Origin of the sequence: Nocardia brasiliensis (assembly GCF_042691675.1) — a bacterium.
GTDB classification, from domain to species: domain Bacteria; phylum Actinomycetota; class Actinomycetes; order Mycobacteriales; family Mycobacteriaceae; genus Nocardia; species Nocardia brasiliensis_D.
This window is the reverse complement of sequence record NZ_CP170507.1, coordinates 2,228,514-2,253,822: the sequence shown is the minus strand read 5'-3', so window position 1 is coordinate 2,253,822 and position 25,309 is coordinate 2,228,514. Positions and strand designations below refer to the sequence as shown.

Sequence of the window (25,309 nt, the reverse complement as noted above, 5' to 3'; positions counted from 1 at the left end):
CTGTGCAAGTGTCGGGCGTACCCCCGCTCAGGGGGAAAGCCGTTGCCGGAAGGGGAATTTGCCGTGTTCGTTCCGAAGAAGGCCGCTGCCGCGGTGACCACGCTCGGCGCGTTGACCGCCGCGATCACACTCGCCGCGCCCACCGCGACAGCCGCGGTCACCCGTATCGATGTCGCGCCCGGCCTGAGTTTCGGTAGCTCCGGTTCGTACGGAACCGGTTGCTCCTACACGGTCACGGCGACCGCGCGGCCCGGTGTCGCGGTGGTCTTCCTCGACGAGGTCGACGGGAACCGGACCGACACCACGTTCAAGCCGGTCGGCCCGGTCGCGGACACGTCCGGCAAAGCGACCACCACCTGGACTCCCGCCAAGAAGGGCGAGCACAAGATCTGGGCGGCCGAGTACGTCCAGGGCGAGACCTACTTCCTCACCTCGGTCACCGTCGGGACCGGCATCAGTGCCGGTCCCGCGTGCGTCGTACTGCCGTAGTCGGGGCTGACCGACTTCAGCGCAGCCGGGAGTCGAGCAGGATGGTCGCGATGGTGACCTGGGCCGGGTCGAGGCGAGTGCGGCCGTCCTCGACGTCCCAGTGTGCGTTCTGCAGCACTCGACCCAGCGTCCAGCCCGCCGCCCGGTGCCGGTCGAGGCCGAGCACCTCGGTGAGCAGGTCGAAGCGGTAGCGCACGGCCCGCACCATCTCGCCGGTGCCGACCATCTCTGCCCAGCGGTTACCCAACGCGGGCAGCAGTTCGAAGCCGGGATCGCCCGCGAGCGGCTTCGGATCGATGGCCAGCCATGGTTCCCGCTCGGCTGCGAGAATGTTGTCGAAATGCAGGTCCCAGTGCAGCAATCGATCACCGGGTTCATGGACCAGTTCGGCGACGGCGGATGCGCAGGTGCGAATCAGTTGCCGCTCGGCCGGGTCGGGCAACGCGGCCATGGTCCGGGGCACTTGCTCGAGCATGGCGGCGGCGATATCGGCCAGCCGCCGCAGCCCGGCTGGTGCGGGAACCGCGACCAGGCGGGCCAGTAACTCGGCGAGAATTCGCAGTGCGGCGCGGTCGTCGGTCACCGAAGACAGTGGGCGGGCCGCGTCCAGCCGTTCCAGTAGCAGCGTGCCGGTGTCCGGATCGTGGTCGAGCAGGCGCACCGCGCCGTCGCCGTTCCAGCCGCGCAGGCCGAGCGGCTCGCCCACGTTCTCCTCGTTGACCGGCTGTAGTTTCAGCGCGGCGGGCGTACCGTCCGCCTTGGTCACCGGCAGCACCAGCGACACCATGCCGTGCCGTGCCGGACCGTCCAGGCGCAACGCCCAGCGGTCGAGGAAGCCCGCGGCGAGGCCGGGCAACGCCGCGATCCAGGCACGACCGGACGCACCATCGTGCGCACTGTGTGACGCCGCCAAGGCGTCGGGGACGTCGATGCGGATCGACGTGCTCATCGTCAAATCTCCTTCGTAGGCTCCGAATGGTCGCGAGCCTGTCGGTAATCGGCCGTTCAGAGCCAGCCGAGACGTTCGGCCGCGCGAACGGCTTCGGCGCGGGTGGTGCTGCCGGTCTTGCCGATGGCGGACGAAAGATGGTTGCGGACAGTGCCTTCCGAGAGGTGTAACCGTTTGGCGATGGCCCCCGCGGTCGCGCCGTCGGATGCGGCCGCCAGGACCTCGCGTTCGCGTTCGGTCAGCGGGGAGGTGCCCGCGGTGAGGGTTTCGGCGGCCAGCGCGGGATCGACCACCCGCAGACCCAGCTGGACGCGGCGGACCGCATCGGCCAATTCCCTTGCGGGGGTGTCCTTGACGACGAAACCGCTGGCGCCCGCATCGATGGCGCGGCGCAGGTAGCCGGGGCGGCCGAAGGTGGTCACCATCAGGATGCGCAGTTCGGGGTGGGCGGCGCGCAGTTGCGCGGCGACGGCGATGCCGTCCATACCGGGCATTTCCACATCCAGTAGCACCACATCGGGATTCGTGCGGTCGACGGCATCGAGCACCTCGTCACCGCGACCGACCTCACCGACCACCTCCAGGTCGGACTCCAGTCCGAGCAACGCCGCGAGCGCGCCGCGCACCAGCGCCTGGTCGTCGGCGAGCAACAGCCGGATCATCACGCCCACTTCCTTATTCGGGGACATTGGCACGAACACGTACTCCCCCACCCTCGGGCACGGCGAGCGTCAACGTGCCGCCCGCGGCCGTGACCCGGGCACGAAGACCCGCGAGGCCCGAGCCGGACGCGGCGCTCGCCCCGAGCCCACGGCCGTCATCGACCACCTCGATGCTCGACGCGGTGACCGTCACCGTGCAGTGCCGGGCGGCGCTGTGCCGGATCACGTTGGTGATCGCCTCGCGCAGGACCCAGCCGAACAATTCGCTGTGCGGGGTATCGGGCAGCCGTTCGTCCGCCGGCAGGTCGGCGGCGATATCCGCGGCGCTCAGCGCGGTCCGCGCGTTGGCCAGTTCGCCACGCAGCGAGACCTCACGCAGGCCGCCGACGGTATCGCGCACCCCGGCCAGTGCCTCCCGTGCGAGCCGCTCGATATCGGCCAGCTCGGTCTTCGCCCGTTGGAGATCGACGTCGACGAGTCGTTGCGCCAGCTCGGTCTTCACCGTGATCACGGTCAGCGAGTGGCCCAGGATGTCGTGCACATCGCGGGCCACCCGGTTGCGTTCCGCCACGATGTCGAGTTCGGCGCGTTGCCGCCGAGCCAACTCCGCGAGCCGCTCGCCGCGCAGGCCGAGCTGCCGGGCCACCCAGATCGCCACCGGGACGAAGGCCAGGTAGAACGGCATATCGTCCAGCTGCCAACCGGGCACGAACACCGGAAGCAGCAGCATCGAGGCCATTACCGCGGCGACCACGTACCCGGATTCCCGCAGTGGAAGGTTGACGATCGCGATCACCGCGAGATAGATCACCGTGGGCAGCGCGACGGCTCCGAGCAGCAGCACCAACGCCACATGCAGCGCGGTGAGCGCCGCGAGCGTGAGCCAAATCCGCCGATCGATCGGCCGCTCCACCATGAGCGCGCGCGGGCCGGAGCGGCGGAAGAGCAGGAAGGAGCCGATGAGCAGCGCCGCGAACGCGACCAGGCAGGCCGTTGCCAGACCGGCGGTCACCAGCTCGCCCCGTGACCATCGCCGCACGATCGGCGCGCCGAGCCAGGCCAGCCACACCACCGCGATCAGCATGCCGAACCAGCCGCGCCGTCTGGGGTTCACCGACATCGACTGATCTTCGAGCGCGCGGTCGATCAGGCCGGAAACGCCGCCCGCGCGCAGCGACGCCAGCCCAGAACTCACGCCCATCCGACACCCTCGAGGCGCGACGGACCGCGAGGAAAGCTACGCGCGCCGTCGTCGATCACGAGGACCGACGGTACCGAACCCCTCGAGGCTGACGTCATGGGACAACCGTCGCGCATCCGCGCCCGGAAACACCCACACGACTGTCATGTGTCTGCCATGACAGATGTCATGCCGATGTCAGGGCAGCAGGCCCTGCCTGGCACGGCCCGCGCCGGAGAGGACGAGCACCAGCATGGTGGCCAGTGCCTGGTCGTCGAGCCCGGCCGCCGGGAAGGTGTAGCGCAGGATGATGTCGGCGAGCTTGTCGTGCGCGATCACGGTGAGCGACCCGAACTGCAGCGCGTTGTTCCGCTCGGCGACCCGCTTGTGCAGCTGCGGTTTGATCGGCCGATCCCAGGCCAGTACACAGGTCAGGGTCAGCACGTCCAGGCCGGGCGCCAGGCTCACCGCACGCAGCGAGCACAGCGCGCCCTCGTATTCGAAACCGATCGAGCCCTCGGGGTCGACGCGTACATCGATGTCGTACAGCGAAAGACAGGCTCCGGCGCGCGCCTGAAGTTCGTGTTCCGGAGTCACCGATGATTCCATGCCTGTGCCGCCGTTCATTTGGTGCCGCCGAAGCGTCGGTCACGCGAAGCGTACTGGAGGCACGCTTCCCACAGATTGCGCCGGTCGAAATCGGGGAACAGGGTGTCCTGGTAGACGTATTCGGCGTAGGCGGACTGCCAGAGCAGGAAGTTCGAGCTGCGGAACTCCCCGGACGGCCGCAGGAACAGATCCACATCCGGCATGTCCGGCTCGTCCAGGTATTTCGCCACCGTCGCCTCGGTGACCCTCTCCGGGTCGATCTCGCCCGCCGCGACTCGCCGCGCGATTTCCCTTGCCGCATCGGCGATTTCGGCTCGGCCGCCATAGTTGACGCACATGGTGAGGGTCATCACCGTGTTGTCCTTGGTCAGCTCCTCGGCGACCTCGAGTTCGTTGATCACGCTGCGCCACAACCGAGGTCGCCGTCCGGCCCAGCGCACCCGAACGCCCATTTCGTTCATCTCGTCGCGGCGGCGGCGGATCACGTCGCGATTGAAGCCCATGAGGAAGCGCACTTCCTCGGGGCTGCGCCGCCAGTTCTCGGTGGAGAACGCGTAGGCCGACAGCCACTTCACGCCGATCTCGATGCAGCCCTCGACGGTGTCCATCAGCACCGCCTCGCCGCGCTCGTGTCCCGCGGTGCGCGGCAGTCCGCGCTCCTGCGCCCACCGGCCGTTGCCGTCCATCACCAGCGCGACATGGTTCGGCACCAGTTCGGCCGGAATCTCCGGCGGGCGAGCTCCCGAGGGGTGCTGCGAAGGCGGACGAACGGTGCGGGCCGCATCCGGCCGTGCGTTCGACCTGGTCGCGGTGGAGGAGTCTCGACGGAGGATCACGGCCCCTATCCTGCCTGATGGTTGTGGAGGCCTTGTGCAGGTCTCCGGAGACCTCAGCTATCAGGCCGGGAAGCCCACTGGACGTGACCGCTCGATCAGCGGCAACGTGCGCAATTGCCGTTCCAGATGCCATTGCAGATGCGCGGCGACCAGACCACTGGCCTGCCTGCGCGCACCGTCGGGCACCGTCTCGATGTACTCCCATTCGCCGCGCAGCAACGCGACCAGTAGGTCGAGCACGCCGGGCGCCGGTGTCGCCGACCCGGGCGGGCGGCAGTGCACGCACACCGCGCCCCCGGCCGCGACGTGGAAAGCCCGGTGCGGGCCCGGTGTCGCGCACTTGGCACATTCGTCCAGCGCGGGCGCCCAGCCCGCGAAACCCATGGCGCGCAACAGGAATGCGTCCAGGATCAGCTCGTGCGGCCGTTGCTTGGCGGCGATGGCGCGCAACGCGCTCGCGGTGAGCGCGTGCAGCCGCGGCGCGGGCGCCCGCTCCTCACCGGCCAGCCGTTCGGCGGTTTCCAGCACCGCGCAGGCCGTGGTGTAGCGCCCGTAGTCGTCGATGATGTCGGCGGCGAACGCCTCCACCGTGTGCACCTGGGTCACCACGTCCAGCGTGCGGCCCGGATGCAACTGCACATCGATATAGGCGAACGGCTCCAGCCGGGCGCCGAACCTCGATTTGGTGCGACGTACCCCCTTGGCCACCGCACGCACCAAGCCGTGCTGGCGCGTCAGCAACGTGACGATGCGGTCCGCCTCGCCCAGCTTGTGCTGGCGTACCACCACCGCCACATCTCGATACAAACGCACGCCTCATCCTCCCACGAACATCCGACAGCCCTCGGCAGGCGCGGCACTGCCCCGGTGACTTCCCGGACGAATCCACCATGCCGGTCGGCGCACTGACCTATTCTTTTTCTCTACCGCACTGCTGGGGAGGGGTTTTCGGATTTGGACGACCTACTTGGTACCGGAACCGCCGCAGGTTTCCGGGCCACTCGTGAACTGCTCGGCCTGCCGGTGCCCTGGTGCGCCCGGCTCTTCGCCGTCGCCGAGCGCACCGTGGAACGCTGGGAGAAGGGGGCCTTCCAGATTCCGGACACGGTGGCACGCGAGCTCGCCGAGATCGCCGACGAGACCGAGCAGGTCATCGAGGCGATGGTCGACGCCATCGGCGCCGGAGAGATCTCGCCGCGCCTGCACACCTATCGGACCAATGACGACTACTGCCGCCACGAGCCGGACACCCGTTACCCGGCCACTTGGCATCGTGCCGTGTGCGCTCGGGTCATGGTCGAGTTACCGCAGGTGGAGCTGCAATTCGTGGAGTGATCCTTACTTCTCGAGGAGGCCGGAGATCAGCAGCAGCACCAACCGCTGGGCTTCGGCGCGGGCGCTGTCCGGATCGTCCGCGTGCGCGACGATCAAGGCCGATTCGGTCAGTGCGCTGAGCAGTAGCTGGGCCAGTACCTGGATGGGCGCGTCGGCGATCAGACCCGCGGCGCGAGCGCGTTCCAGCTGAGCGGTGATCACGCCGAGGCCGTGTCGGCTCTCGAATTCGCGCCAGGCCTGCCAGCCCAGCACGGCGGGCGCGTCGGTGAGGGCGATACGCAGCATCGCCGGGCGCTGGCAGATCTCCAGGAACAGGCCCAGGCCGACCGCCATCCCGGCCATCACATCGTCGGGATCGACTGTGGCGATGGCCTTTTCGACCTCGTCGGTGGTTTCGATCTCGATCTGTTCCAAGACTGCGAGGAACAGGCCGCGCTTGTCGCCGTAGTGATGGTGCAGTGCGCCACGGGTGACCCCGGCCTCGGTGACCAGTTCCTCCGCCGAGGTCGCCGCGAAGCCGCGCTCGGTGAACAGGCGCCGTCCGGCCTGCTCGAGCGCGGCCCTGGTGGTGCGAGAGCGGTCCTCCTGGCTACGGCGTGGCATGCAGCCGAGTGAACTCCAGGATCGACTCGGTGAGCAACTCGGGCTGGTCTTCCGGCAGGAAGGTGTAGGAGTCCTCGATGACCTTCAGTGTCGCGTGCGGCAGGTCGCGAACCAGACGTTCGGCGTAGGACATCGGGAAGACCTTGTCCTCGCTGGCCCACACCAACAGCACCGGTACGTCGACCGACGCGAAACGAGAGGCGGCTTCCAGCGTGTAGCGGCGGTGCGCGTTCTTCAGGAACAACCGCAAATCTCTGCGAACCGCACCGGACTTCTTGGGGCCCGCCAGATAGGAGTCGGCGATCTCCGGCGGCACCCGGCGTTTGGCGACCATGCCGAACACCAGCGGTGTCGAGTGCAGCGCCCGGATGCGCGCCAACTCGATGACCGGACGCATCGAACCCGGGATCTTGGCCAGCCAGGTGAGCAGGGCGAACGGCCGCGGCAGGAATCCCTCGTAGCTGTCGACCGCGGCGAGCACCACCCGCCCGATCCTGGCCGGATGGCGGGTCATCAGCACCTGGGTGATCGCGCCGCCGGTGTCGTTGGCGACCACGGTGACATCGGTCAGGTCGAGCCGGTCGAGGAAGGCCGCGATGAGGTCGGCCACCCCGGTCGGGGTCAGATCCGCGTCGGGGACCGCGATCTCGTGCGCGCCGAGCGGCCAGTCCGGGGTCAGACAGCGGTAGCCCGCGGCGGCGATGCCGGGGACGACTTTGCGCCACAGGTCCGCGTTGACGAGCAGTCCGTGCACGAAGACGACTGGCGACCCCTCCCCTGTGTCGTGGTACCGGATGCGGCCGCCGGGCAGATCTACTTCGTGCGTGCGGCCGAGTGCCGTGCTGATTCCCATGGTTCCTCCAGTGCGTCACGGTCCAACCACTGTTACATACATACGGTATGTATGTCTATATCGAGGCCAGAGTGACGTTCGCGCCGAACCCGCGTTTTCGCTTCAGTGCTCGACACGCGACCGCAGACGACTCACCAGACGCTGACTGTGTTGACCGTATTCCGGGTCATTGAGAGGGGCGGCAACGAAATCGGTGTGCAGTAGTCGGCGATCGAGTCGAGTCTCCAGGCAGCCGATGCACAGGATGCTGTTTTCTGCGGCATTGGCGTGTTCCCATACGCGGTCGTGCACCGTGTACCACTCGTCTGGACCGTCGATGGGTGCGGTCGGGAATCCGCATTCGTGACAGGGGAACTCGTCTCGCTTGTAACCGTGACGCCGAAGATATAAAAGCACTGTCGACCGGGTTACGTGTGTGCGCGACGTTCCACCTTGCCCTTCTTGAGACACGAAGTGCATACCTTCATGCGCACGGGGGTGCCATCCTTGACGGCACGAACCGGTTGAATGTTCGGGTTGAATCGGCGACCCGTCCGACCTTTGACATACCGTTGCTGAGCCCGTAGTCCGGCCCGCGCTACACGGTTCCCGAAGCTGGGCTGCTTACCGCAGACATCGCATCGACTGGACATCTCGTGTCTCCTTTTCGGTGTGGGCTAATGCCGCAGACTGTTCGTCGGCCGACCATCGAGATCAGCACCTGAGATGAAATTCTCCAGCACTGTGCCGAGCCGCGAAATCTGTTCGCGCCCTTGGGTTCCGCTTCGAGGGCTTCCTACCAGCGAATATCGGCGGCCTGAGCATCCGAGGGTCACGACATCAAGGCAAAATGCATCGGTTTCGTTGCAGATTGCATTTCTGGTGAACAAGTCTTGCGTCAGATCCAGCCACGGGTGGCCGCGACGCGTATCGCCTCGATGCGATTGCGGGCGCCGACTTTCCGGTTGATGGCGGCCAGATTGTTGCGAATCGTTCCCGGCGACAGATGCAGCGTCTCGGCGATTTCGCCGGGGGTCTGCCCTTGCGCGGCCAGCTGGAGAATGTCGACATCGCGTTCGTTGAGCGGATTGCCGGGTGCATGCAAGGCCTCCGCGACGGTCTGCGGCTCCAATACCCGGTCACCGCGGGATACCCTGCGCACGGCGTCGGTCAACGCTTCGATCGACGCGCCTTTACTCAGTAGCCCATCCACTCCCGCGGCTAGCGCGGATTTGAGCGCGTCCGGCCGGTTCGGCGTGGTCACGATGATAATGCGACAACCAGGCAGGGTCGATTTGAGCTGTGTCGCCGCGGAAACGCCGTCCAACCCCGCAAGGTTGATATCCACCAGCGCCACATTCGGGCGGGCCCGCAGGGCGCTCGGCACGATCTCATTACCCCGAGCCACCAGCGCCACTACTTGCATTCCGGGCTCGCCGGAAAGAACGGCGGCCAGCGCTTCGCGGGGCAGTCGCAGGTTGTCGGCGATCAGCACTCGGATCATGGGTTCACGCCTGGGCTTCCCAGTGGGGCAACGCTGTTGAACAACCCGGACGCCGAGCCCGAGTTCTCATGTTCGAGCGACCAAGGGACTCGAGGGGTTCGGCTGACACGACAGACTCCTGTTCGCTGGAGAGGGGATACGGGCAGGCCAGGGCCGCGCGTACGCCAACTGCGCACAGGAGCGGAAATGGGTATGACGATGCCCAGACCATGAGAAAGCCGTCCACGGGCATGACCAGAGCGCGCCACGGCGGCTCAGGAGTCAGTGCCGGAACTAACGGCTACTCGGCCTGGGGGATAAGTCATCACCTCGGAACTCGACAGGAGCGAAGCGCCAGTACGCGCCCCGCGATCGCCACCACCCTAGGGGCGACGGCAATTCCCGCCAACCTATTTTTTCGACCGGCGGAAAGATCATCGATCCGCCGGTACTAGTCGGTTGTCCAGTTGCGGGTTACGGTTTTCCGAAGCACGACGAGAGAGGGAGCTCACATGACTACCGCCGATCAGGGGCGGCTCCCCGCCGGAGCACCGCCGAACGACCTGGGACTGAGCGATTACGCCGCCGCACTCGCGCGCGGCACCATCGGTTCCGTCGCCGCGGTCGGCGCTGCTCTCGACCGGATCGAGGCCACCCAGCCGACGCTCAACGCGTTCCGGCTGGTACGCCGCGACCGGGCACTCGCCGAGGCGGCCGACGCCGATCGGCGCCTCGCGGCGGGTGACCGGCTGCCGCTGCTCGGCGTGCCGATCGCGGTGAAGGACGACACCGATATCGCCGGTGAGCCAACGGCATTCGGCTGCGGCGGTGATTTCGCGCCGAAAACCGAAGATGCCGAATCGGTTCGGCGGTTGCGCGCGGCGGGCGCGGTGATCGTCGGCAAAACCAACACGTGTGAGCTCGGCCAATTGCCGTTCACCAGCGCGGCGTCCTTCGGGCACACCCGCAATCCGTGGGCCGCCGATCGCACACCCGGTGGCTCCTCCGGCGGCTCGGCGGCGGCGGTCGCGGCCGGATTGGTGCCCGCCGCACTGGGTTCCGACGGCGCGGGCTCGGTCCGGATCCCGGCCGCGTGGACCAATCTGGTCGGCATCAAACCGCAGCGCGGCCGGATCTCCACTTGGCCACACGCCGAGGCGTTCTACGGGCTCACCGTCAACGGGCCACTGGCCCGCACCGTCGCCGACGCCGCCCTGCTGCTCGATCTGGCCGCCGGGCCGCATCCCGGTGATTTGCACACTCCCGCACCGATTTCCGCCACTGATGCGGTCGGCCGTGATCCCGGCAGGCTGCGGATCGCCCTGTCGCTGCGCACACCGTTCACGGCGACCAGGACCGCGCTGGACCCCGAGGTCGCCGCCGCGGTCCGGCACGTCGGCGACACCCTGCGCAAGCTGGGCCACACGGTGACCGTCGCCGATTTGCACTACGGCCTGCTCATCGGCGCGTCGTTTCTGCCCCGGTCCTTGGCGGGCATTCGCGCGGCGTATCGGAATTTCCCTGACGCCCAAGTGGATCCGCGCACCATCGCCAACACGCGGTTCGGGACCCTGCTCGACGGCCCGGCACTGTTCGCCGCCCGGCGGGCGGAACCCTTGCTGCACAAGCGCATCGGGAACTTCTTCCGCGACTACGACGTGGTGCTCGCGCCGACCACCGCGACACCGCCGCCGCGCGCCGCGGATATCGACGGCATCGGCGTGCACGCCACCAACAACCTGATCACCGCTGCCTGCCCCTACACCTGGCCGTGGAACGTGCTCGGCTGGCCGAGCGTGAACGTCCCGGCCGGTTTCACCGAGGCGGGCCTGCCGGTCGGCGCGCAGCTGATGGGCACCGAGGCCACCGAACCGATGCTCGTTTCGGTTGCGGCGCAACTGGAATCGGAGCTGCACTGGGAGCGCGAACGCCCTAACCCGTGGTGGTTATCTCGCTGAATCGCGTGATTCGCGGGTGCGCGCCGACATCCGGTGAGCCGTCGTCCGGGCGAGACATTCCCACGGTCCGCAGCCCGGCGGCGGCAGCGGCGTCCAACTTCTCGATGGCGGCGGAGACGAAGGTGATCCGTTCCGGCGACACCCCGATCACCTTCGCGATCATCCGGTACGACACCGGATCGTCGACCGCTCCCTCCGACGCGCTGTCGAAATAGCCGCTGATCGAATGGGCCAGATCGCCGAACGCGGAGTGCGCGAACCAGAGCTGTTGCACCAGTTCTGATTCGGCGCAGTACACGTAAACAGGTACACCCGAACGATGCCACGCCTCCAGCACCGGAGGCACGTCCGGGTAGAACCGCGCCGACAACGCACCGGACGCGAACCCGTCCAACCAGATCAACCCTTGCAACGCCCCCAACGGCTCGGCCCTGATCCCGAGATCACTCCACTGATGCAGCCGCTCGGTCACCGCATCCAGGTCAGCACCCACGTCCCCCATCGCGAGCCGCACCGCATCGATGAGGAGCCCGATCTCCGGCTCCGATGTGCGCACCCACTCCGCGATCCGCGGACGGGCATAGGGCACCAGCGAGGTCCTTATGGCGGCAACAGGACTCACAGCTCCCTCGATGTCGAGGAGAACAGCTTCAGTCATCCGGCTAGCTCATCATGGGTCGACCTGCCGAGGGCATTCGGGTGCGTGTTCTAGAACCCCAGCTTGCCCAGCTGTTTCGGGTCCCGCTGCCAGTCCTTCGCCACCTTGACGTGCAGGTTGAGGTAGATGCGGGTCCCGAGGATGTGTTCGATCTGGTGGCGGGCATTGGTGCCTACCTCTTTGAGGCGGGCACCGCCTTTGCCGATGATGATCGACTTCTGGCTGGGGCGTTCGACGTAGAGGATGGCGTGGACGTCGAGCATGTCCTCGCGTTCCTGGTAGGGCAGGATCTCCTCGATCACCACGGCCAGCGAGTGCGGGAGTTCGTCGCGGACGCCCTCGAGCGCCGCTTCGCGGATGAGCTCGGCCATGAGGGTTTCCTCCGGCTCGTCGGTGAGCTCACCGTCGGGGTAGAAGGCAGGTCCCTCCGGCATTTTCGAGGCGATGACGTCGACGAGAACCTCGATCTGCTCGCCTTTGACCGCCGACACCGGCACCACGTCGGCGTCCGGCCCGAGCAGCCGGGACAGCGCGAGTAGCTGTTCGGCGATCTGATCCCGGCTCACCTTGTCGATCTTGGTAACCACGCCGAGCAGAGTCGTTTTCGGCGCCATCTGCTTGATCTGCTGCACGATCCACTTGTCGCCCGGTCCGATCTTCTCATCGGCGGGCACACAGAGGGTGATCACGTCGACTTCCGAATACGTATCGCGGACAAGGTCGTTCAGTCGCTGGCCGAGCAGGGTGCGGGGGCGGTGCAGGCCAGGGGTGTCGACGAGGATGAGCTGGGCGTGCTCGCGGTGCACGATGCCGCGGATGGTGTGCCTGGTGGTCTGCGGGCGGGAGGAGGTGATGGCGATCTTCTGGCCGACGAGGGCATTGGTCAACGTCGATTTGCCGGTGTTCGGGCGGCCGACGAAACAGACGAAGCCGGAACGAAATTCGCCGTCAGCCACCGCGCACCTCGCTGACCGAATCCGCGTCGACATTGGTCTCCGCGTCGTCGACGATCTCGAAGACCGCGCCGTCCCGGTCGGTGAAGATGATCTTGGCTGCGGGCGACACCTCGCGCACCGCCGTCACGCCGTAGTCGGACAACCGCCCGCCGACCACCACAGCCGCCTCGAATCCCTCTGCGCCACTGGAGATCGCGGCAGCGACCGCCGCCTGCAGCGCGGTCAAGCGCAGCGCGGTCAAGCTCACCTCGCCCGCCGCGTAGGTGCGCCCGTCGGTGTCGCGGATCGCGGCGCCGCTCGCGCCACCGGCGCGGCCCATCGCGCCGCGCGCCAGCACCAGCAGTTTGTTGTCCTCGGGATCCAATTCGGTCATTCGGTCTCTCCGTCCTCGTGTCGACCGGCCGGGGTCTCCCGATCCGATCCATTGCCTTTGCGCTTGCCGTTCGACTTCTCGCCGTCGGTGTCCTGCGCCTTTTCCGTCGCCCTGCGCACCACCACGGTGTGCACCCGTACCCGCCCCCGAGCGTCGGCACCGCCTTCGCCACGCAGCACCAGCCCGTGCACCACGACCTTCGATCCCGGCAGCGGCACTCGGCCGAGCTCGTGCGCCATCAGCCCGCCGACGGTGTCGACATCCTCTTCCTCGATGTCGAGGCCGTACAGATCGCCGAGGTCCTCGATCGGCAAGCGCGCCGACACGCGGTAGCGGCCGTCGCCGAGGTCTTCGATGGGCGGCGTCTCGTCGGTGTCGTATTCGTCGGCGATCTCGCCGACGATCTCTTCGAGCACGTCTTCGATCGTCACCAGCCCGGCGATGCCGCCGTATTCGTCGACCAGCAGCGCCATGTGGTTGCGCCTGCGTTGCATCTCGTCGAGCAGGCTGTCCAGCGGTTTGGAGTCGGGCATGAACACGGCGGGACGCATCACCTCGCGCACCAGCACCTTGCGACTCCGTTCCGCATAGGGCACAAGGTCTTTCAGATACACCACGCCGAGAATGTCGTCGACGTTCTCACCGACCACCGGAATCCGCGAGTGCCCGGACCGCACCGCGAGCGACATCGCCTGTGCCACCGTCTTATCCGCTTCGATCCAGACCATCTCGGTGCGCGGCACCATTACCGCGCGTGCGGCCGTTTCGCCTAATTCGAAGACCGACTGGATCATTCGGCGTTCGTCATCGGCCACCACACCGCGCTCGCCGGCCATCTCGACCACCTCGCGCAGCTCGATCTCGGACGCGAACGGGCCGTTGCGAAAACCCTTACCCGGGGTGATCGCGTTACCGAGCAGGATGAGCAGCCTGCTGAGCGGGCCGAGCAGCGCGCCGATGAACTGCAACGGCAGCGCGGCGGCCAATGCGATCGAATAGGCGTGCTGCCGCCCCAAGGTGCGGGGACCGACCCCGATCACGACGTACGAGACCAGCACCATGACGATGGCGGTGACCAGCAGCGCCCAGTTGTCCCGCCAGACGGAGATCAGCGCCGCGGCGAGCAGTACGGTGGCGCCGATTTCGCACAGAATGCGCAGCAGCACCATGAGATTCACGTAGCGGGCGCGGTCGGCGACGATCCGGCTCAGTCGCACCGCGCCGGGACGGTCGGCGCGAACCAGGTCGTCCACCCGGGCCGGGGAAATCGTGTTCAATGCCGAATCCACGCCTGCGAACATTCCGCCCACCGGGATGAGCAGGACGGCAAGCAGGATGAGGGTCAACGAACTCACGCGGGTCCTAATGCGTCACCCGGTGTGGTGAAGCCCGCCTTCCCCAGCAACCTGGCGTCTCGGGCGGCGAGTTCAGCGCGCCGCTGGGCTTCGCGCAGGCTCTCGTACCACTCTTCGAGCAGTCGGGCCTGCAGCGCGAACATTTCCTTCTCCTCCTCCGGCTCGGCGTGGTCGTAGCCGAGCAAGTGGAGGACGCCATGCACGGTGAGCAGCGCGAGTTCGTGATCGAGTGAGTGACCGGCCTTGCGGGCCTGGGCGGCGGCGAACTCGGGGCACAGCACGATGTCGCCGAGCATGGACGGGCCGGGCTCGGGGCTGTCGGGGCGCCCGCCCGGCTCGAGTTCGTCCATCGGGAACGACATGACGTCGGTCGGGCCGGGTAGGTCCATCCAGCGCATGTGCAGGTCGGCCATGGTGTCGAGATCGACGAGCACCATCGACAGTTCCGCGGCGGGGTGCACATCCATCCGGGTGATCACGAAGCGCGCGACACTGACCAGATCTTCTTCGGGCACGTCGATACCCGACTCGTTGGCGATCTCGATACTCACCCGGTCAGCCTATGTCACGGCCTGTGCCCGACAGGTCGACACCCGGCGTCGCCGGAGGTCGACCAAACGGTCCGGAGCCGGAGCTCAGCGCCGATCGCCGCGGCTCGCGGCCCGACGCTGCGCCCGGTTACCCGGATAGTGGGGTCCGACCTGCGGTCGGGTATCGGATTCGGCCCGGTCGTAGGCGTCGACGATGTCGGCGACCAGCCGGTGCCGGACCACGTCGCTGCTGGTGAGGTACGAGAAGTGGATGTCCTCGATGTCGGTGAGGATCTCGCTCGCCGCGCGCAGCCCCGACCGCGCGCCGGTGGGCAGGTCGACCTGGCTGACGTCACCGGTCACCACGATCTTCGAACCGAACCCGAGCCGGGTGAGGAACATCTTCATCTGCTCGGCCGTGGTGTTCTGCGCCTCGTCGAGCACGATGAACGAGTCGTTGAGGGTGCGACCACGCATGTAGGCCAGCGGCGCGACCTCGATGACTCCGGCCGCCATCAACTTCGGGATGGCTTCGGGATCCATCATGTCGTGCAGTGCGTCGTAGAGCGGGCGCAGGTACGGGTCGATCTTCTCGTTGAGCGTGCCGGGCAGGAAGCCGAGCCGCTCCCCCGCCTCCACCGCGGGACGGGTGAGGATGATCCGGTTGACCTGCTTGGTCTGCAATGCCTGCACGGCCTTGGCCATCGCCAGATACGTCTTGCCGGTACCGGCCGGGCCGATGCCGAACACGATGGTGTTGGCGTCGATCGCGTCGACGTAGCGCTTCTGGTTCAGTGTCTTGGGCCGGACGGTCTTGCCGCGCCGGGACAGGATGTCCAGGCTGAGCACCTCGGCCGGGGACTCGGAGGAGCCCTCGGTGAGCATCGAAACGGTGTGCCGCACCGCCTCCGGGGTCACCACGCGGTTCCGGCTGGTGAGCGCGACGAGCTGTTCGATCACTCGCTCGGCCAGCGCGACGTCGGCCGCCTTGCCGGTGAGAGTGACGGAATTGCCGCGGACGTGGATGTCGGCGTCGAGCAGCTGTTCGAGTTCACGCAGGTTCTGGTCGGCTGAACCGAGGAACGGGAACACGGATTCGGGAGAGAGTTCGATACTGGAACGCACGGTACGTGCTGCGGGACCCGAGTTAGTGTCGTCGGCACCGATGCCCGTCGCAGAGGTGGTCGGGTCGCCGATCTCGCCTTGAGTTCTCAAAAGTGGCTACAGCCTGCTTTCCGGTCTCGACGTGCTGCTGTGTTGATGAAAGTTTAACGCGCCCCACCGACACCGCCCAGTGAATAAGCCGCTAACGGAGGGACCGGGCTGATCATTGGATTCCCCGGCGCCGCTGCGCCCAATCCTCGGTGAAATCACGAAAGCGTCGCGCCGCGGCCGAGGCGGGTGCCGTGGCCGACCAGACCAGGCCGACTTCCCGGGTCGCGCCCGCGTCCGTCAGCGGGATCAGCACGGGCCCGGAGAGCAGAGGGGTCGGGCCCAGATCCTCCTCTGGCAGCACTGCCACGCCGAGACCGGCCGCGACCAGGCCCGCTACGGTGATCAGGTCGCTGGCCTCGAAGGCGATCCGCGGTCGGATGTCGGCGGCGGCGCATAATTCGTCGACGATGCGGCGCATGCCGAAGCCGGGATGCATGACGATGAAGTCCGCGTCGGCGACCTCGGCGAGGCGCGCCTGCCTGCGGCCCGCGAGCCGGTGATCGGCCGGAACGGCGAGCGCGAGCCGCTGATTCAGCAGGCCGCGCCAGCCGATGCCGTGCACCGCCGGGCGCGGCGAGACGATACCGAGATCAGATATTCCGTCGAGCACATCGGTGGCCACCATTTCGGCGGGTCCCTGGCGCAACGCGAAGGTGATTCGGGCGGAACCGCGCCGGAAGCCGCCGACGAGTTGCGGGACCAGCCAGCCACCGAAGGAATGCAGGAAAGACAGGCGGACAACGCCTTTGGTCGGGCTGGTGAGGTCGGCGATGGCCTGGCTCGCTGCGTCGAGTTCGGCCTGCGCGCGGCGGGCGTGCTCGTAGTAGATGCGGCCGAACTCGTTGAGGGTGATGCGTTTTCCGCGCCGGTCGAACAATTCGGCGCCGAGCCTGCGCTCCAATCTGCCCAGCATCCGCGACAGAGTCGGTTGGGCGAGGTGCAGGCGCTCGGCAGCCGCGCCGACCCGTTCCAGTTCGGCGAGTGTGGTGAACCATTCCAAGTCTTCGCCCAGCACGGGTTGCCTCTCTGTGCGCTCGTTCGCTGACCGCCTGGCTCGGTTCACAGAGTTTCGATGCGCCCCACAGCGACTACATGGGCTGTGGAGCGTGCGGAAGCTCTGTGGGGCGAGTGGCGTGGACCACTTCCGGACTGCGGGGCCCACGGTTGGCCTTTCTATATGCGTTCAGTGCATGAACTTGGCCATTATTATTCATTTCCCTTCTGAACGGTGGCTGGTGATTCTGAGTTCGGGAGGTGCCATGTCCACGATGAAGGCCCGGGCTCGTGCGGGAAGCGGTGCGTCGCATGAACGCCGGATCACTACCGCGCTGTTCGCGGCGGGGTTGGCCACCTTCGCGACCATGTACAGCGTGCAAGCTTTGCTGCCGAGCCTGTCGGTCGCGTTCGGCGCGGCGCCCGCTCATGCGGCGCTTGCGGTTTCGCTGACCACCGGGTTTCTGGCGCTGGCGATCATTCCGGTGAGTGCGCTGTCCTCGCGGATCGGGCGTACTCGGGTGATGACGGCTTCGGCGATGAGTTCGGCGATGATCGGGTTGCTGCTGCCGTTGAGTCCGTCGCTGGAGGTGCTGTTGACCGGTCGGGCGCTGCAAGGACTCACCTTGGCCGGGGTGCCCGCGGTGGCGATGGCCTATCTGGCCGAGGAGATCGGCGCCGATGGCCTGGGTGCGGCGATGGGCGTCTACGTCGCGGGCACCACGATCGGTGGACTGGCTGGGCGCGTGATTCCGGCGTTCACGCTTGGCTTGGCCTCGTGGCGTTGGGCTGAGGCCACCATCTCGGTCGCGGCGGCCGTGTGCACCGTGTGGTTCGTCCGCGGGTTGCCACCCTCGCGTGGATTCGACGCAAGGCCCGCCGGAATCCGCACGGTACTCAGCGATCTCGCCGCCCAGCTTCGCCACCGCGGGCTGCTCTGCCTGTTCGCGTTGGCCTTCGTGCTGGTCGGCGGCTTCGTCTCCCTCTACAACTTCCTCGGCTACCGGCTGACCCAGGCGCCGTTCGAATTGCCCGCCGCCGTAGCCGGTTCGGTGTTTGTTCTTTACCTCGCCGGTACAGCGGCTTCGGCAGCCACGGGCCGACTCGCCGACCGCCTCGGCCGCCACCGTATCCTCGCCGCCGCCGTAGCGACCATGGGTCTCGGGTTGATCCTGACGATCCCCGACAATCTCGTGACTCTCGTCCTCGGGATAGCTTTATGCACCGCAGGGTTTTTCGGTTCCCACACCGTGGCGAGCGCGTGGGTGGGCGCCATGGCGAACGGAAACCGCGGGGCCGCATCGTCACTGTATTTGTTCGCCTTCTACCTCGGCAGCGCCGTAATCGGCGGCGGTGGAGGTATCGCTTATACGCATTACGGCTGGACCGGCCTGACCCTCTGTGTGGCCGTCCTCCTGCTCATCGCCGCAATCCTCGTGTGCGCCTTGATGCTTCACTCGCGGTACACCGGCCTCGCGCAGGTTGCCGACGTCGGCTCGCCTGCCTGATGCCGGTCGCACAGAGGCTCTTGTCTGCTCATAAGGGTTAGAGGCTCTGTTAAGGGTATGGAGGGTCTGTAGGACGAGGTCCGGCTCTGACGGTCGGGGTTCGAGTCCGGTGCCGTGGGAGGGCGGGAGTGCGGGAGGGTACCCAAGGCTGGCAGGCGGGGCCGTGGGTTCTTGCGGCCGTACATGGTTGCGGGCGTAGGTGGATGCGGGCCGTACATGGTTGCGGGCGTACGTGGATGCGGGCCGTACATGGTTGCGGGCGTAGGTGGATGCGGGCCGTACGTGGTTGCGGGCCGTACATGGATGCGGGCCGTACATGGATGCGGGCCGTACATGGATGCGGGCCGTACATGGATGCGGGCCGTACGTGGATGCGAGCCGTACGTGGATGCGAGCCGTACGTGGATGCGAGCCGTACGTGGATGCGGCCTTACGTGGTTACTACCAGCGGAAGGTCAAAGCGCCGAGGGCGCCCAACGCGACGGCGGCGGCTGTCGAGGTGCGCAGGACGGTCGGGCCCAGCAGGACAATGTCGGCGCCCGCTTCGGCGAGGCCAGTGAGTTCGGAGTCGTCGAGGCCGCCTTCGGGACCGACGATCAGTACGACCTCGGGTGCGCCACTGAACGGAAGCTCGGTGAAGCGTCCGGTTCCGGATTCGTGCAGTGCCGCGACGATCGCGCCGTCCGCCTTCGCCTTTCGAATCAGTTCGACCAGGTCGCGGGTGCGGTGCAGATCCGCGACTTCGGGGATGTAGGCCCGACGGGATTGCCGGGCGGCGGTGCGGGCGGCGGCACGCCATTTGTCAACGGCCTTGCCCGCCTTGCCTTCCCAGTTCGCGATGCAGCGGGCGGCTTGCCACGGAATGATCGCGTCGGCGCCCGCCTCGGTCATCAGCTCGACGGCCAGCTCGGAGCGGTCCGATTTCGGAAGCGCCTGAACAACCGTCACTCGTGGCGGAACCGGTTGCGCCACAGTGCGATTCAGCACCCGTAGATCCAGCCGGTCACGTTGCGCCGCAACGACTTCCGATTCGGCGAGCACACCGCGCCCGTCCGACAAGGTAATCGGCTCGCCGACCCGGATCCGGCGCACCGTGGCGGCGTGCCTGCCCTCCGGGCCGTCGAGCACGGCGATGGCACCCGGTTCGGGCACCTCGTCGAGGTAGAAGACCGTCGCGGCCAACTAGCGCCCGCTGAACGAGGCCCGCAGCCTGGCGAACAGGCCGCTGTTGTGCTCGGACTGCGTCGACATGACCTCGGCGCGCTCACTCGGGCGCATGCCCTTGTACTTGCGCAGCAGGTCGGTCTGCTTGCCATCCAGCTTGCTGGGGATCACGATGTCGAGGTGCGCGAGCAGGTCGCCGCGCGCGCCGGACCGCAGCCGCGGCATGCCATGGCCACGCAATACCGACACCTCGCCCGGCTGGGTGCCCGGCGGGATGGTCAGTTCGGTCGGGCCGTCCAGGATGGTGTCGATCACCACGGTGGTGCCCAGCGCGGCGTCGACCATCGGGACGCGGATGGTGCAATGCAGATCGTCGCCGTCGCGGACGAACACGTCGTGCGGCTGCTCGACGATCTCCACATACAGGTCACCGGCATGCCCGCCACCGGGACCGACCTCGCCCTGTGCGGCCAGCCGCACCCGCATGCCGTTCGCCACACCGGCCGGGATCGGCGCGGCGATCTCGCGGCGCGCCCGCACCCGTCCGTCGCCGCCACACTTGTGGCAGGGGTCGGGGATGGTCTCGCCCGCGCCGCGGCAGGTCGGGCAGGGGCGCGAAGTCAGCACCTGGCCGAGGAACGACCGCTGCACCGACTGCACTTCGCCTGCGCCACCGCAGGTTTCGCAGCGCACCGGCTTGGATTTGCCGTTGGTGCCAGCGCCGGTGCAGACGTCGCAGAGGATCGCGGTGTCCACGGTCAGATGCTTGGTCACACCGACCGCGCATTCAGCCAGGCTGAGCCGGGTCCGCAGCAGCGAATCCGCGCCGGGCTGCACCCGTCCACGCGGCTTGCGGGTGCCGCCCGACGAACTCATGCCGCCGAAGAACGCCTCGAACACGTCCCCGAGTCCGCCGAAACCGGCGCCCGAGAAGCCGGGTCCGCCGCCGCCGGACTCCAGCGGGTCACCGCCCATGTCGACGATGCGCCGCTTCTCCGGATCCGACAGCACCTCGTAGGCGGCGGACACTTCCCTGAACCTGGCCTGCGCCGTCTCGTCCGGGTTGACGTCGGGGTGGAGTTCCCGCGCCAACTTGCGATAGGCGCGCTTGATCTCCTGGTCGGTCGCGTTCTTCGCGACGCCGAGCAGTCCGTAGTAGTCCCGTGCCACTTGAGTTCTCTAGTCCTTGGTCGTTCTCGACAATGCCGACGGTGCCTTCACCGTTCCCACCGCATGCTGATGAACAGCATTAGTCGGATGCACTCAACTTTATCCGGCCGGAAGTACGAGGGTAGCAGCGGCATCGGAGCCGTCAGCGTTCGGCGAGGACCTCGCCGATGTACCGGGCAACGGCCGCGACCGAGGCGATGGTTCCCGGATAGTCCATCCGGGTCGGGCCGAGCACCCCCATCCCGCCGAGCACCGCACCGGACGTGCCATAACCGGTCGACACCACGGAGGTGCCGCGCATCTGCTCTACCTGCGTTTCCTCGCCGATGCGCACCGTCACGGTGCCCGGCTGTTGCGCGGCGGCCAGCAGCTTGAGCACGATCACCTGCTCTTCGAGGGCCTCCAGTACGTCACGCAGCGAACCAGGGAAACCGAAATCGGCGGCATTACGCGTCAGATTGGCAGTGCCGCCGAGCACTAGTCGTTCCTCCGGATGTTCCACCAGCGTCTCGACCAGCACCGTCGATACCCGGATCAGCACATCGCGCAGGCGCAGCGGCGCCCGCTCGGGCAGTTCCGCGACCGCGGCCGACGCCGCGGCCAACCGTTTTCCGTCCATCGCGCCGCCGAGCATGCCGCGCAGCGCGGCCAGATCCTCGTCGTCGATCAGCGCGCCGAGCTCCACCAGCCGCTGGTCGACGCGACCGGTGTCGGTGATCACCACGAGCAACAGTCGTGCCGGATTCAGCGCGACCACCTCGATGTGCCGAACCGTTGACGCGGACACCGACGGATACTGCACGACCGCGACCTGCCTGGTCAGCTGGGCCAGCAGTCGCACACCGCGACGCAGCACGTCATCCAGGTCGACCCCCGACTCCAGGAACTCCATGATCGCCCGCCGCTCCGCCCCCGACAGCGGCTTGACCTCGGCGATCCGGTCCACGAACTGCCGATATCCCTTATCTGTAGGAATGCGCCCGGAACTGGTGTGCGGCTGCGTGATGTACCCCTCCGCCTCCAGCACCGCCATATCGTTGCGCACCGTCGCACTGGAAACACCCAGATTATGCCGCTCCACCAGGCTCTTCGACCCGATTGGCTCCTTGGTCGCGACATAGTCCGCAACGATCGCGCGCAGGACCTCGAAGCGCCTGTCCTCGGTGCTCGACATCGGCCCCACCTCCTCGCTTCGTCCTCGGGTACGCCGCTACAGGCCGCCGGCGAACCCATTCCCTTCGCACAACACCATACGAATCCCGGTCCGTCTGCTTAACCAGTCTAATTGCCCATACACGAATCGCCCGCCTGCGCGAGGGCGTCATACGAACTGAGTTCGGCCGCCAAGCGGGCGAACAGAGGGACGAACGGAATCGGCAGCCGCACCGGTGGACCCGGGAGGAGCGCCCCTCCTCATCGAGTACGCCGACGGCACCCATCGCCCAACGGGACGCAGCGGTGGCGGAACGCGAGTAATGCCTCAGTGACGCCCCGCTCGGCGATGGCACCGACGCCACAGCGACGACCAACGGGACCTGACGGCGGCGGAACGCCAGTAATGCCTCAGTGACGCCCCGCTCGGCGATGCCACCGACGACATTGCGACGACCAACGGGACCTGGCGGTGGCAGAACACGAGAAGTGCCTCGGCCATGTTCCCCTCTTCCAGTCTGCCGCCGGCACCCATCGGCCAACGGAACCTGGCTGTGGCGGAACGCCAGTAATGCCTCGGCGATGCCTCGCTCGGCTAGCGTGCCGACGGGTTTCGGGCCGACGGCGCGGTTCCGGATGGGGTCAGCGGTTTGGGTGGTAGGGGGTGGTCACGGCAGGGCGGTGGCAGGGGGCTGGTCAGGGCAGGGTGAATGGTGTGAAGGGGTCGGAGTTCGCGTCGGTGCCGTTGTCGACTGCGCCATCGGTCTTGCCGAGGGAGAGGCCGTGGCAGCGCCCGGCGATTTCGAGGCCATCGGTTTTCTGGGTGGCTGTGCCGTTGGTGCAGGAGAAGGTGGGGCCGTCGTCTTCGATATCGATGGTGAACCCCGCGACGATCTTGCCGGTGGTAGGCGCGCCAGCAGTGGCGTTGCAGTAGATGCCGAGCCCCTGCGGCCCTTTGAAGCTCATCTCCTTGCAAATGTAGGCCGGTTTAGTCGGACCCGCGACGGCGGTGCCATTGGCAAGAACGGATACGGCGGCCAAGACGAACAGGCAAACGGAACGGATACGCAAAACGAAACTCCTTCGCGGACAGGGCGGTTCCCGGTGCTGCGTCATCCCATACGGAACCGCGAATCTGGTCCCAACCGACTAGCCAGGACCCCTCCTGTATTCGGTCCCACACTCCACCTGGATTGACCCCACCTCACCCGGCGGCGAACGGGACATGGCTGCGGAGACACGCGGGAGCGCCCTCCGTCATGTCCCGCTCACGTGCTGCCGTGGTTGGTGTCGGCTTCCTGGCAGCGGCCCCGGGCGTCTGGCAGCCATATGCGGTGGCCCACGCTGTCGCCACCTTCCATCGGCATCGGCCGTGCGTGGCACATGGTTGCGGCAAAGAGAGCGCCATGCCACCCACGGATCAGGGAATCGCGCGCAAGACGGTGGGGGTGATTTGGGTGACTTGCGTGCAGGCGTCGAAGGGGAAGGGTGGGGTGGCGGGGGCGAGGTTCAGGGAGATGTGCAGTAGGTGGGCGTTGTTGGCGGTGGGTGGGTCGGCACGGCGGTAGTTGAGGGTGACCTTGCAGGTGGTGTTCTGGCGGGTGGGGTCGGTGGACTGGACCGAGCGGATTTCGATACCGGTGAGTCCCTCGACGGTGGTGTGGCGGCCGTATTGGATGGACTGTCCGCCGTCGAGGCCGGAGGGCAGCCGCAGGACCTCACCCGCTTTGACCATCTGCTCGATGTTCTGCTCGAAGGAAACTTCGATGGTCACGCGGTGCCCGCCACCGGGCTGGATCAGGGTGATCGCGCATTTGTACGCCTTGGTCCAGCCGACCGAGGACATCTGCCAGCCGCGGAATTGGGCGCTGATCTGCTGTTCGGCCGCGCAGGGGTTGCGTTGCATCAATGACCTGCCGACCGGGTCGTCGATGACGTGCGGCGGCAATGCCGACAGCCCGTCGATGGTTGCGGCGAGGTAGTCCTTGGTGAACCGGCATGGCTGCGACCACGGGACCGGTGCCTTCTTCGCCCCGGCCATCTTGGCAACGGTCAGGAAATGCCCGAACCCGGTGTCTCCGGCGGGGATTCGGTACTCGCAGCTGTAGGCGTCCGGCCTGCTGTCGTCGCTGTTCGCGCTGCGATACACCGTGCGGCCGTTGATCTGCTCGGGTTTGTCCGCCGACCGCTTGTCCGAGGTGTAGAGCTTGTCGAGTTCCAGGTTGAACGAGTAGTAGGTGTCCGGGTTCTCGGGGGCGGTGATCAGTAACCCGCAGCCGGTCCAGCCGGTGCCGCGTTCCCAGCCGGGACTGCGGTCGAAGCGCTGGAATGGTCCGAGACGCTCGGCGAATTCGCGGTTCAGCAGGCTGCACGCATCGGTTGCGCGGACCCGCGCCATGAGTTCGCTCGTTCCCGGTGCGATGGCGGCCAGTTCCATGGATCCGGGCAGCTCTGCTTGCGCTTTCGCCGATTTCGGGGCACGGGCTTCGGTGCTGGTGCGCACGGTGGCATCTCGGGTGATGGTGCCGCACCCGCACAGCGCGACAACGACTATGCCTATCGCCGCTACTGCCGCCCAGCGTCGTATGCCGTCCACGATCAACGGCAACTCCCTCGGCTTATCGAACGATCCTCGGCAGGTTAACCCACTCGCGGGTGCTCCTCTATCGGTTCTCGAATACCCGGCGAATCCTGTCCGAATCAATGCTCGAATCGACGCCACGCGAACAAAACTCATGATCAACACCGGGGCAGGCGGCGACGACCGCTGCTGAGTTCGATGGTGAGGTCCTCGTAGCCGATGGCCAGTTCGGCGAGGCGTTCCCAGGCGAACCTGAGGTCCCGGTCGGATCCGCGGGAGAGGGCGGCGTGGGCGCACGCGGCGAGCCGGGCGAGGCGGTCGAGGATCGCGCCGACGGTTTCGGTGTGCAGGTAGGCGCCGCCATGCGGGACGGGTAGATGGGCGGTGACCCAGCAATCGATGTCGCGGACCTGCCGGGCTCGATATTCGTCCAGCTTGGAAGTACTTTCGCGGGCCGCCAGACTGCGCTCGTGTAGGACGGTCAGCTCACGAGCCGCCCGCAACAACGGATGGTCACCCGCAGTCCCCCGACAAGCTTGCAGCACTTGCCCTCTCGTCGGCAGCGAACCTTTCACCGCCTGCGCCCCCTTCTCGTGCCGCGGCATGCGTGTAGACCGGACACCCTTTCTGACGCGCTGTACTCGGTGTGCGGGTGCCGAAAGGGGTATGCGGTGGGTGCTTGGGGATGGGTTGTCTGGAGTCGAAAGCCCGTTGGTGG

The 25,309-nt window shown here is 67.2% G+C and carries 27 protein-coding genes; 4 read left to right on the top strand and 23 right to left on the bottom strand.

Going from position 1 to position 25,309, the window contains the following annotated elements; all coding sequences use genetic code 11:
- The first annotated feature begins 63 nt into the window (after positions 1–63).
- Positions 64–489 carry a hypothetical protein gene (locus tag ACFK0J_RS10485; RefSeq protein ID WP_378738857.1) on the top strand — a complete coding sequence of 142 codons (426 nt, stop codon included), beginning with the start codon at positions 64–66 and terminating at the stop codon, positions 487–489.
- Between the two features lie 16 nt (positions 490–505).
- Here ACFK0J_RS10485 and ACFK0J_RS10480 read toward each other — a convergent pair whose 3' ends face one another.
- The 6 genes from ACFK0J_RS10480 to recO form a co-directional block, all read right to left on the bottom strand.
- Positions 506–1,438, bottom strand: a complete 933-nt coding sequence (locus tag ACFK0J_RS10480) for an aminoglycoside phosphotransferase family protein (RefSeq protein ID WP_378738855.1) — start codon at positions 1,436–1,438, stop codon at positions 506–508.
- A 56-nt stretch (positions 1,439–1,494) separates the two neighbouring features.
- Entirely contained in the window at positions 1,495–2,100 is a 606-nt protein-coding gene (locus ACFK0J_RS10475; RefSeq protein ID WP_378742745.1) for a response regulator, read from the bottom strand.
- 13 nt (positions 2,101–2,113) lie between these two features.
- Positions 2,114–3,295, bottom strand: a complete 1,182-nt coding sequence (locus ACFK0J_RS10470; protein WP_378738853.1) for a sensor histidine kinase — start codon at positions 3,293–3,295, stop codon at positions 2,114–2,116.
- Between the two features lie 183 nt (positions 3,296–3,478).
- Positions 3,479–3,907 (bottom strand): YbjN domain-containing protein, encoded by a 429-nt coding sequence (locus ACFK0J_RS10465; RefSeq protein WP_218475447.1) that lies wholly within the window; start codon positions 3,905–3,907, stop codon positions 3,479–3,481.
- A complete protein-coding gene (locus ACFK0J_RS10460; RefSeq protein ID WP_378738851.1) occupies positions 3,904–4,725 on the bottom strand; it encodes an isoprenyl transferase in 822 nt (273 codons plus the stop codon). The genes ACFK0J_RS10465 and ACFK0J_RS10460 overlap by 4 nt, the downstream gene beginning before the upstream one ends.
- A 60-nt stretch (positions 4,726–4,785) precedes the next feature.
- The gene (recO, locus tag ACFK0J_RS10455; protein ID WP_378738849.1) at positions 4,786–5,538 is read right to left on the bottom strand and encodes a DNA repair protein RecO; all 753 of its coding nucleotides are present in this window, start codon (positions 5,536–5,538) and stop codon (positions 4,786–4,788) included.
- A gap of 141 nt (positions 5,539–5,679) precedes the next feature.
- Here recO and ACFK0J_RS10450 point away from each other — a divergent pair, with 141 nt between their 5' ends.
- A complete protein-coding gene (locus ACFK0J_RS10450; protein WP_218475442.1) occupies positions 5,680–6,060 on the top strand; it encodes a DUF1870 family protein in 381 nt (126 codons plus the stop codon).
- Positions 6,061–6,063: 3 nt separating this feature from the next.
- Here the strand turns inward: ACFK0J_RS10450 and ACFK0J_RS10445 are convergent, their stop codons facing one another.
- From ACFK0J_RS10445 to ACFK0J_RS10430, 4 genes are all read right to left on the bottom strand, one after another.
- Positions 6,064–6,663: a TetR/AcrR family transcriptional regulator gene (locus ACFK0J_RS10445; RefSeq protein WP_378738847.1), complete on the bottom strand. Its 600-nt coding sequence runs from the start codon at positions 6,661–6,663 to the stop codon at positions 6,064–6,066.
- Complete coding sequence (locus tag ACFK0J_RS10440; RefSeq protein ID WP_378738845.1) at positions 6,650–7,516, bottom strand: alpha/beta fold hydrolase; 867 nt, start codon at positions 7,514–7,516, stop codon at positions 6,650–6,652. The genes ACFK0J_RS10445 and ACFK0J_RS10440 overlap by 14 nt, the downstream gene beginning before the upstream one ends.
- A 407-nt stretch (positions 7,517–7,923) precedes the next feature.
- Entirely contained in the window at positions 7,924–8,148 is a 225-nt protein-coding gene (gene rpmB, locus ACFK0J_RS10435) for a 50S ribosomal protein L28 (protein WP_378738843.1), read from the bottom strand.
- A gap of 245 nt (positions 8,149–8,393) precedes the next feature.
- Positions 8,394–8,999 carry a DNA-binding response regulator gene (locus ACFK0J_RS10430; RefSeq protein WP_378738841.1) on the bottom strand — a complete coding sequence of 202 codons (606 nt, stop codon included), beginning with the start codon at positions 8,997–8,999 and terminating at the stop codon, positions 8,394–8,396.
- Positions 9,000–9,490: 491 nt separating this feature from the next.
- On the opposite strand from ACFK0J_RS10430, the gene ACFK0J_RS10425 reads away from it, so the two are divergent.
- Entirely contained in the window at positions 9,491–10,936 is a 1,446-nt protein-coding gene (locus ACFK0J_RS10425) for an amidase (RefSeq protein WP_378738839.1), read from the top strand.
- On the opposite strand, the gene mtnC is transcribed toward ACFK0J_RS10425, so the two are convergent.
- The 7 genes from mtnC to ACFK0J_RS10390 form a co-directional block, all read right to left on the bottom strand.
- Complete coding sequence (mtnC, locus tag ACFK0J_RS10420) at positions 10,911–11,594, bottom strand: acireductone synthase (RefSeq protein WP_378738837.1); 684 nt, start codon at positions 11,592–11,594, stop codon at positions 10,911–10,913. The two genes, ACFK0J_RS10425 and mtnC, sit on opposite strands and share 26 nt — an antisense overlap.
- A gap of 50 nt (positions 11,595–11,644) precedes the next feature.
- A complete protein-coding gene (era, locus tag ACFK0J_RS10415; RefSeq protein WP_218475429.1) occupies positions 11,645–12,550 on the bottom strand; it encodes a GTPase Era in 906 nt (301 codons plus the stop codon).
- Entirely contained in the window at positions 12,543–12,923 is a 381-nt protein-coding gene (locus ACFK0J_RS10410; protein WP_378738835.1) for a cytidine deaminase, read from the bottom strand. Before ACFK0J_RS10410 ends, era begins: the two co-directional genes overlap by 8 nt.
- A complete protein-coding gene (locus tag ACFK0J_RS10405) occupies positions 12,920–14,278 on the bottom strand; it encodes a hemolysin family protein (RefSeq protein WP_378738833.1) in 1,359 nt (452 codons plus the stop codon). The genes ACFK0J_RS10410 and ACFK0J_RS10405 overlap by 4 nt, the downstream gene beginning before the upstream one ends.
- Positions 14,275–14,829: an rRNA maturation RNase YbeY gene (gene ybeY / locus ACFK0J_RS10400; protein ID WP_218475424.1), complete on the bottom strand. Its 555-nt coding sequence runs from the start codon at positions 14,827–14,829 to the stop codon at positions 14,275–14,277. The genes ACFK0J_RS10405 and ybeY overlap by 4 nt, the downstream gene beginning before the upstream one ends.
- An 84-nt stretch (positions 14,830–14,913) precedes the next feature.
- Positions 14,914–15,975: a PhoH family protein gene (locus ACFK0J_RS10395; RefSeq protein ID WP_378742743.1), complete on the bottom strand. Its 1,062-nt coding sequence runs from the start codon at positions 15,973–15,975 to the stop codon at positions 14,914–14,916.
- Between the two features lie 160 nt (positions 15,976–16,135).
- Positions 16,136–17,038, bottom strand: coding sequence for a LysR family transcriptional regulator (locus ACFK0J_RS10390; RefSeq protein ID WP_378738831.1), 903 nt, complete (start codon positions 17,036–17,038; stop codon positions 16,136–16,138).
- A 244-nt stretch (positions 17,039–17,282) separates the two neighbouring features.
- Here ACFK0J_RS10390 and ACFK0J_RS10385 point away from each other — a divergent pair, with 244 nt between their 5' ends.
- The gene (locus tag ACFK0J_RS10385; protein ID WP_378738829.1) at positions 17,283–18,524 is read left to right on the top strand and encodes an MFS transporter; all 1,242 of its coding nucleotides are present in this window, start codon (positions 17,283–17,285) and stop codon (positions 18,522–18,524) included.
- A 441-nt stretch (positions 18,525–18,965) separates the two neighbouring features.
- Here the strand turns inward: ACFK0J_RS10385 and ACFK0J_RS10380 are convergent, their stop codons facing one another.
- From ACFK0J_RS10380 to ACFK0J_RS10355, 6 genes are all read right to left on the bottom strand, one after another.
- Positions 18,966–19,706, bottom strand: a complete 741-nt coding sequence (locus ACFK0J_RS10380) for a 16S rRNA (uracil(1498)-N(3))-methyltransferase (protein ID WP_378738827.1) — start codon at positions 19,704–19,706, stop codon at positions 18,966–18,968.
- Positions 19,707–20,858, bottom strand: coding sequence for a molecular chaperone DnaJ (dnaJ, locus tag ACFK0J_RS10375; RefSeq protein ID WP_378738825.1), 1,152 nt, complete (start codon positions 20,856–20,858; stop codon positions 19,707–19,709).
- A 142-nt stretch (positions 20,859–21,000) separates the two neighbouring features.
- On the bottom strand, positions 21,001–22,032 hold the full coding sequence (gene hrcA / locus ACFK0J_RS10370; RefSeq protein ID WP_218475417.1) for a heat-inducible transcriptional repressor HrcA: 1,032 nt from the start codon (positions 22,030–22,032) through the stop codon (positions 21,001–21,003).
- A gap of 674 nt (positions 22,033–22,706) precedes the next feature.
- Positions 22,707–23,051 carry a hypothetical protein gene (locus ACFK0J_RS10365; RefSeq protein ID WP_378738822.1) on the bottom strand — a complete coding sequence of 115 codons (345 nt, stop codon included), beginning with the start codon at positions 23,049–23,051 and terminating at the stop codon, positions 22,707–22,709.
- A 379-nt stretch (positions 23,052–23,430) separates the two neighbouring features.
- On the bottom strand, positions 23,431–24,606 hold the full coding sequence (locus tag ACFK0J_RS10360) for a hypothetical protein (protein WP_378738820.1): 1,176 nt from the start codon (positions 24,604–24,606) through the stop codon (positions 23,431–23,433).
- 143 nt (positions 24,607–24,749) lie between these two features.
- Positions 24,750–25,196, bottom strand: a complete 447-nt coding sequence (locus ACFK0J_RS10355) for a DUF4254 domain-containing protein (RefSeq protein ID WP_378738817.1) — start codon at positions 25,194–25,196, stop codon at positions 24,750–24,752.
- Positions 25,197–25,309: the final 113 nt, after the last annotated feature.

What these genes read in the sequence shown, in the direction of transcription:
- ACFK0J_RS10480 (WP_378738855.1), bottom strand. Translation starts at nt 1,438, where the DNA reads ATGAGCACGTCGATCCGCATCGACGTCCCCGACGCCTTGGCGGCGTCA.
- ACFK0J_RS10475 (WP_378742745.1), bottom strand. Translation starts at nt 2,100, where the DNA reads ATGATCCGGCTGTTGCTCGCCGACGACCAGGCGCTGGTGCGCGGCGCG.
- ACFK0J_RS10465 (WP_218475447.1), bottom strand. Translation starts at nt 3,907, where the DNA reads ATGAACGGCGGCACAGGCATGGAATCATCGGTGACTCCGGAACACGAA.
- ACFK0J_RS10445 (WP_378738847.1), bottom strand. Translation starts at nt 6,663, where the DNA reads ATGCCACGCCGTAGCCAGGAGGACCGCTCTCGCACCACCAGGGCCGCG.
- ACFK0J_RS10440 (WP_378738845.1), bottom strand. Translation starts at nt 7,516, where the DNA reads ATGGGAATCAGCACGGCACTCGGCCGCACGCACGAAGTAGATCTGCCC.
- rpmB (WP_378738843.1), bottom strand. Translation starts at nt 8,148, where the DNA reads ATGTCCAGTCGATGCGATGTCTGCGGTAAGCAGCCCAGCTTCGGGAAC.
- ACFK0J_RS10430 (WP_378738841.1), bottom strand. Translation starts at nt 8,999, where the DNA reads ATGATCCGAGTGCTGATCGCCGACAACCTGCGACTGCCCCGCGAAGCG.
- ACFK0J_RS10425 (WP_378738839.1), top strand. Translation starts at nt 9,491, where the DNA reads ATGACTACCGCCGATCAGGGGCGGCTCCCCGCCGGAGCACCGCCGAAC.
- mtnC (WP_378738837.1), bottom strand. Translation starts at nt 11,594, where the DNA reads ATGACTGAAGCTGTTCTCCTCGACATCGAGGGAGCTGTGAGTCCTGTT.
- ACFK0J_RS10410 (WP_378738835.1), bottom strand. Translation starts at nt 12,923, where the DNA reads ATGACCGAATTGGATCCCGAGGACAACAAACTGCTGGTGCTGGCGCGC.
- ACFK0J_RS10385 (WP_378738829.1), top strand. Translation starts at nt 17,283, where the DNA reads ATGTCCACGATGAAGGCCCGGGCTCGTGCGGGAAGCGGTGCGTCGCAT.
- hrcA (WP_218475417.1), bottom strand. Translation starts at nt 22,032, where the DNA reads ATGTCGAGCACCGAGGACAGGCGCTTCGAGGTCCTGCGCGCGATCGTT.
- ACFK0J_RS10355 (WP_378738817.1), bottom strand. Translation starts at nt 25,196, where the DNA reads ATGCCGCGGCACGAGAAGGGGGCGCAGGCGGTGAAAGGTTCGCTGCCG.